Source organism: Actinoallomurus sp. NPDC050550, assembly GCF_040655075.1.
Taxonomy (GTDB): Bacteria; Actinomycetota; Actinomycetes; order Streptosporangiales; family Streptosporangiaceae; genus Actinoallomurus.
This window is the reverse complement of the sequence record NZ_JBFAJC010000005.1, coordinates 399,369-405,368: the sequence shown is the minus strand read 5'-3', so window position 1 is coordinate 405,368 and position 6,000 is coordinate 399,369. Positions and strand designations below refer to the sequence as shown.

The 6,000-nt window shown below is 69.8% G+C and carries 6 protein-coding genes; 4 read left to right on the top strand and 2 right to left on the bottom strand.

Translation table 11 applies throughout. The annotated features are described in order from the left end of the window. Window positions 1–179 precede the first annotated feature (179 nt). Window positions 180–488 (bottom strand): fatty acid desaturase, encoded by a 309-nt coding sequence (locus AB0I04_RS10255; RefSeq protein ID WP_360881774.1) that lies wholly within the window; start codon window positions 486–488, stop codon window positions 180–182. Window positions 489–511: 23 nt separating this feature from the next. On the opposite strand from AB0I04_RS10255, the gene AB0I04_RS10250 reads away from it, so the two are divergent. Together AB0I04_RS10250 and AB0I04_RS10245 are read left to right on the top strand one after the other, a co-directional pair. Further along, window positions 512–589, top strand: coding sequence for a hypothetical protein (locus tag AB0I04_RS10250; RefSeq protein WP_360881772.1), 78 nt, complete (start codon window positions 512–514; stop codon window positions 587–589). Window positions 590–755: 166 nt separating this feature from the next. Continuing rightward, a complete protein-coding gene (locus tag AB0I04_RS10245; RefSeq protein ID WP_360881750.1) occupies window positions 756–959 on the top strand; it encodes a cold-shock protein in 204 nt (67 codons plus the stop codon). Between the two features lie 189 nt (window positions 960–1,148). Here AB0I04_RS10245 and AB0I04_RS10240 read toward each other — a convergent pair whose 3' ends face one another. After that, window positions 1,149–3,464 (bottom strand): penicillin acylase family protein, encoded by a 2,316-nt coding sequence (locus AB0I04_RS10240; RefSeq protein ID WP_360881748.1) that lies wholly within the window; start codon window positions 3,462–3,464, stop codon window positions 1,149–1,151. 142 nt (window positions 3,465–3,606) lie between these two features. Here AB0I04_RS10240 and AB0I04_RS10235 point away from each other — a divergent pair, with 142 nt between their 5' ends. Both AB0I04_RS10235 and AB0I04_RS10230 read left to right on the top strand, forming a co-directional pair. Then, window positions 3,607–4,740, top strand: coding sequence for a DUF2637 domain-containing protein (locus AB0I04_RS10235; protein ID WP_360881746.1), 1,134 nt, complete (start codon window positions 3,607–3,609; stop codon window positions 4,738–4,740). Window positions 4,741–5,026: 286 nt separating this feature from the next. Continuing rightward, window positions 5,027–5,812, top strand: coding sequence for a hypothetical protein (locus AB0I04_RS10230; RefSeq protein WP_360881744.1), 786 nt, complete (start codon window positions 5,027–5,029; stop codon window positions 5,810–5,812). Window positions 5,813–6,000: the final 188 nt, after the last annotated feature.

Sequence of the window (6,000 nt, the reverse complement as noted above, 5' to 3'; positions counted from 1 at the left end):
GCTCGAGGCGGCGGCGACGCGATTCACCGAACGCCGCGCCGAACGCCAGGCCCGGGCGACCGAGGCCGGCGCCGAGACACGGTGACGCTCACCGGGGCGCTCATCTCATGCTGTACCGGAGGACTGCCCAGCCCCGGACGTACGACGATCACCGGCCGTGGCCGTAGATCCTCCGGCGGCTATCCGGCATCAGCCTGGGGGCGAAGCGGTGCGCCGACGGCGTTCAGGTGCCCCTCGAGCAGGAGCATCGGGAAGAATAGGTACGCCTGGAACCGGGCCAGCGCCCTGGCGGGCCTTCCGCGCCGGGCGAGGGCGTGATCAGTGGTGCACGCGATGGCGCCACTCGAGATGTCGGGATCCCGGCCTTCGTGGTTGGGATTGGCGCGGTGGCGGTTGTGTTTGGCGACCCACCAGCCGTAGCTGAGCCCGATGAGCAGATTGCCGTGCACCAGGCCGAGCAGGTCGTTCATCCGACGAGAGCGGGCGATCTGCCGGCGACCCAGAGATCATCGTGGTCGACGACGGCTCGACCGACCGCACCGGCGCGGTCGCACGGTCCTACGGCGGTCGGGCATATGGGGCGTGGTAGAATCGAAAGAAATTGCAGTTTTGGTTCCCATAGACTTTATGTGCGCCTGCTGGTTCCAATCTCGGGCGCATTTTTTGTTGTAACCGGACTTCGTCCGGGAGGGGTCATTTCGGCGATGCAGGAGTCACACGGTGTGAGTCCTATGCACCCCAGAAGGATATGGATCATGAGTACAGGTACCGTTAAGTGGTTCAACGCGGAAAAGGGCTTCGGCTTCATTGAGCAGGACGGCGGCGGCGCCGACGTCTTCGCTCACTACTCCAACATCGCTGCTCAGGGCTTCCGTGAGCTCCAGGAGGGCCAGAAGGTGCAGTTCGACATCACGCAGGGCCAGAAGGGCCTGCAGGCAGAGAACATCATCCCTCTTTGAGTTCTCCGCATGCGTCGTGGGGCTCGTACCTGAAGGTACGGGCCCCGCTGCCGTTTCCCCGGCCTGCCGCCGACTCCGCCTCGGCGCTTTGATCAAATTCTCCGGCGTCCAGATCAGCCCACGTCGCTCAACTGGGTCGAAACGGATAAGAGATCTTTTCTCAGTGCCTAATGGCACCGTCTGTGCAGGTCATGGCAGCGATCGCCGGCTCCCCGGCTCCAGGACGATGCGCTTGCCGAGCGCCCGCTCGATCGCTGCGCGGGTGTAGAGCAGCGGGAACGCCTCGTCGGCGGCCCAGGCGTCGAACAGGTCGTGGTGGTGCGGGCTGCCGGGGACGCCGGACTGGCCCGGGGAGTTCATCGCGACCGACTCGTCCCACGCGCCGACGTCCACGACCAGCCGGAACGTCGCGCCGCCGGTCTGGCGGAAGTCCGGCGTGTACGCGGTGCTGCCGACGGTGTCGCCGCTGCCGCCGCGCGGCGCCGGGCCGGCCGAGGTCCAGTCACGGTCGCCGAGCCGCGCGGCGAGCGGGTGGCGTGGCTCGGCCTGGTGCAGCCGGCCCCACGCCCAGGCGGCGGTGTCCTCGCCGAGCAGGCCGCAGGACTCGGCCATCGCCGCGGCGAGGGTCGTCCGCAGGATCCGCCGCCGGGTGCCGGCGGTGTCGTGACCGAGGCGATCGCCGGGCGAGACCAGCAGGTCCAGGTCGAGGCGCGCGTCGGTGGACTCGTCCTCGACCGGGAGGAGCCGGGCGAGCGTCCGGGCGCGCTCGTCCGGCGAGATCAGCGCGGCCAGCGCCGCGTCGAGGAGGGCGGGCCGCAGGTGTCGGCGATACCAGATCTCGAACAGCGCCGCCGCGGCCGAGTCCGGCGTGAGTCTCGCGTCCCAGCCGCGCAGGAGTTCCAGCGCCGCCGCGACCCGTACGTCGTCCTGCGGCTCGACGTCCGCCAGCAGCGGCAGGATGCGACGGGCGGGCACGCTGAGGTAGTCGGTCTGCAGGCGCACGCAGTCGGCGACGGTCCAGCCGGTGCGCGACCGGAGCTCCTCGGCGATCCGCTCATGGCGGTACGGGGGGTACCAGTCGAAGGTGACCGGCGGCACCGGGTGGCCGTCGGGCAGGTTCAGCTGGTTGGCGGTGGCGAACCAGCCCTGCTCGGGGTCCCGTACGGACGGCAGCTCGTCCATGTCGCGGAAGCCGTCCCACTCGTACCGGCCGTCGCCGGGCACCGGCAGGGTGCCGTCCCAGTTCGGGCGCTTCGGCACGAGACCGGCGGGGCGCCAGCCGATCGTGCCGTCCGGGGCGGCGTAGATCTGGTTCTCTCCGGGCGCGCCCCAGCGGTTCATCGCGGCGACGAACGCGTCCGGCCCGTCCGCGTTCATGTAGTCCATGCTGCCGAGGTAGGGGGCCATGCCCGGCTCCAGCCACGCGGCGCGTACGGCGAAGGCGGCGTTCCGGTCCGGGCGCTCGTCGATCACCGGGCCGTGGCGGGTGAACCACAGGTCGACCTCGACGGCCTCGCCGTCGCGTACCGGGATCGTCTCGCGCAAGCACTCCATCGGCTCCCACCGGCCGCGGTAGTCGTACTCGTGCGGGTCGGCCGGGTTGGTGCGGTAGACGTACAGGTCCTCCTGGTCGATCGGGAAGATCGTCAGCCCGAAGGCGATCTTGCCATTGTGGCCGATGGAGACGCCGGGCAGCGCGGGCTCGCCGCCGCCGATCACGTCCAGGCCGGGCGCGGACAGGTGGGCGATGTAGCGCAGCGCGGGCAGGGTCACGGTGCGGTGCGGGTCGTTGGCGAGCAGCGGGCGGCCCGTGGCCGTACGGGACGGGGCGATCACCCAGTTGTTGCTGCCGTCGAGGCCGCCACGGGGGCCGAGGTCGGGTGGTGCGGTGGCGAGGCGGTAGACGCGCAGAACGTCGTCGGGAATGAGGTCGAGGTCGAGGCCCTCGGGTACGCGCAACTCGTGCGGGCCGGGTTCGCGTATGCGGCGCAGGTCCTCGACGTCGGGCCCGTGGTCCCGCAACGTGAGGGCGCGCGCGACCTCCTGTTCCAGGTTGTAGAAGAGGCCATGGCCGCGGATCCGCGCGACGTCGGAGGGCTCCCAGAAGGCGGGGAGGTAGCCGAGTTCGCCGAACTCCGACGGGAGGTGCTCCTCCTGCTCGCGGCACAGCGCGACAAAGGCGTTGACGCCGCGGACGAACGCGCCGGTCACGCGCTTGGTGTCCGAGCCGTACGCCAGCCACTCCGCGTGCATGTCGCCCCGGTAGAGGAACAGTCGCGCGGCACGGTCGTGCTCGACGTACGCGGCGCCGAAGACCTCCGACAGCAGACCCAGACCACGCCGGCGCCAGAAGTCGATCTGGAACAGCCGGTCGCGCGCGGCGTTGAAGCCCTGCGCGACGAACAGGTCGTCGCGTGACTCCGCGTACACGTGCGGTACGCCCCAGCGGTCGATCAGGATCTCGACCGATTCCGACAGGCCGGGGACGACATAGGTCGTGGTCACCTTGCCTGACTATCCGATGCGGCTCCCCGCCGCAACGGATGTTCACCGTGTTACGCCTCAAATCGGGCGATCATTGGGCGATTAGTGCGTATCGTGCCGGACGACCACAGTGGCGGATCGATAACGGAAGGTGGCTCCGGTCGTGACTTACCGCGACGGCGAACCGGGTGGGCGCCCGGTACGCGCACTCGGCGACGGCAAGGGCGAGCGCACCGCGGTGTGCCTGATCGGCGCCGCGATGCTCGCGCTGGCCCTGATCGGCATGTACGTGTCGTTCCAGACGGTGTACGAGTACGTGCACCCATGGTTCCGGGGCACGGCCTGGGCCGTACCGGTCGCCATCGACGTCGCGATCCTCGTCTTCTCCGCGGCCGACCTGCTGCTGTCGTACTGGCGGATGGCCAAGCCGTCGATGCGGCTGATCCCGTGGGCCTTCACGGCGGCGACGATCTGGCTGAACTGGCAGGCCGGCGGCCCAGTCCCGATCCGCGTCGCGCACGCCGCGATGCCGGCGCTGTGGGTACTGTTCTGCGAGTACGCCCGGCACGTCCTGGCCGCGCGGGTGGGTCTGGTGAACGGCGGCCGGATGGAGAAGGTCCGGCGCTCACGGTGGCTGCTGGCGCCGCTGTCCACGGCCCGGCTGCGCCGCCAGATGATCCTCTGGGAGATCACGTCGTACCGGCGGGCGCTGCAGCTGGAGGCCGAGCGCCGGGCGAAGATCGCGCGGCTGGAGATGGCCCACGGACGCAAGTGGCACCGCCACGCCTCAGCCGACGAACGGCTGGCGATCAAGCTTTCCCGGGTGGCCCCGGCGGAGCTCCTCCCGTCTCTGACCGCGACCATCGCGCTTGGAGACCAGCCCGAGCCTGCGGTACGGCCCGAGCCTGCGGTACGGGCCGAGCCTGCGGTACGGGCCGAGCCTGCGGTACAGGCTGAGCCCGCCGTACGGGCCGAGCCTCCGGTGCAGGCTGAGCCCGCCGTACGGCCCGAGCCCGAGACGGCGCAGGCTCCGGTCGCGGTCACGCCACCGGAGCCCTCGCTCCCCGAACCGCCACCCGAACTGCCGGCCGTGGAGCCGAAGATCGGGCAGATCCCCGACCCACCCGTGGGCGCGTCCACCCCAACGGAGGGCAGCGCCCGCCAGCGCGCGGCGGCCCTCCTGGCCACCGAGCCGGACATCCCGGGCACCGAACTGGCCCGTCGCCTGGGCGTGACGACGGGCTACGGCCGCCGCCTGCGCTCGGAACTCCTCAACGCCGCCAACGGCTACCGCTGAGCCGGATCAACGGGCCTGGCCACCAGGAAAGCCAGGCCCGTACGTGGGTCGCCCACACTCTCCCCGTCAGCCACGCCGCGGCACCGATCGCCTGCTTTTAGGGGCGATTGTGCTGGTCACAGCCACTCGTCCGGCGATGGGGTCCTCCAGGGTGCCGTTCGCATCGGGTGCGTGAGATCACCGTGAGTGCTACGGTCCGCCTCGGTCCGCTCGCCCCGCGCTGACTGACTCTGCGCGCGTTGTCGGGCTTACCCTTGACTGACCCGCTACCAGGGAAGATGCGCACATGAGCGAGCAACCCCCGACCGATCACGCAGCGCAGTATCTGGTCGATGTGATGCGCCGCCAGACCGCGCACCTGGAAAAGGTGCTGCACACCGACGCGCACCTGCCCGACTGCTTCGACGATGTCCACCTCCCGGCCTGGTTGCGCCATACCGAGGGCGAACAGCGGCTGCCCGTGACGATCACCGTCGTCGTCGCGATCGTGTTGCAGATCGAACTTCCGCGCCGGTTCGCCCTGCAGCCGCGCTACCTGCTACCCGGCCTCGAGGCGGCTCTGGCGGGCGGCCTGATGGCGGCCAACCCCCGGCGGATCAACCGGGAGTCGCGGATCCTGCGCAGCGCGAGCCTCGCACTCATCGCGATCATCACCGTGGCGAACACGTTCTCGGCGTTCATCCTCGTACGCGAGCTGATCAACGGAACGGCCGGCGACAACGCCGGACCGCTGTTGGCCACGGGCGCGTCCATCTGGGGCACCAACATCATCGTGTTCGCCCTCTGGTACTGGGAACTGGACCGCGGCGGACCGGCGGCGCGAGCCCTCGCGCACCGGCCATACCCCGACTTCCTGTTCACCCAGATGCAGTCCCCGGAGATGGCACCGCCGGACTGGGAGCCCACCTTCCTGGACTACCTGTACCTGTCGTTCACCAACGCGACCGCGTTCAGCCCCACCGACGTGATGCCGCTCACCCGCTGGGCCAAGATGATGATGCTCGCCCAGTCGGCGATATCGATCGTGGCGGTCGCCCTGGTCATCGCCCGAGCGGTGAACATCCTCAAATGAGTTCGCCTGGCGCGGCCTGGCCGGGGACACCCTGCGGGACGGCGGCGAGCCCGTCGAATTTCGCATCGCGATCACGGATGGCCGATCCGGATCAGAAAGACAATCTCGTTTGTTAGATTGCCGATGTGACGCCAGACGAGAGGTTCCGTTCGGGGTTCGAACATGACGACCGGGGCGGAACGGCCGAG

Bases quoted from the DNA above. Each gene is read 5' to 3' on its own strand.
- AB0I04_RS10230 (WP_360881744.1), top strand. From the start codon at position 5,027: ATGAGCGAGCAACCCCCGACCGATCACGCAGCGCAGTATCTGGTCGAT.
- AB0I04_RS10245 (WP_360881750.1), top strand. From the start codon at position 756: ATGAGTACAGGTACCGTTAAGTGGTTCAACGCGGAAAAGGGCTTCGGC.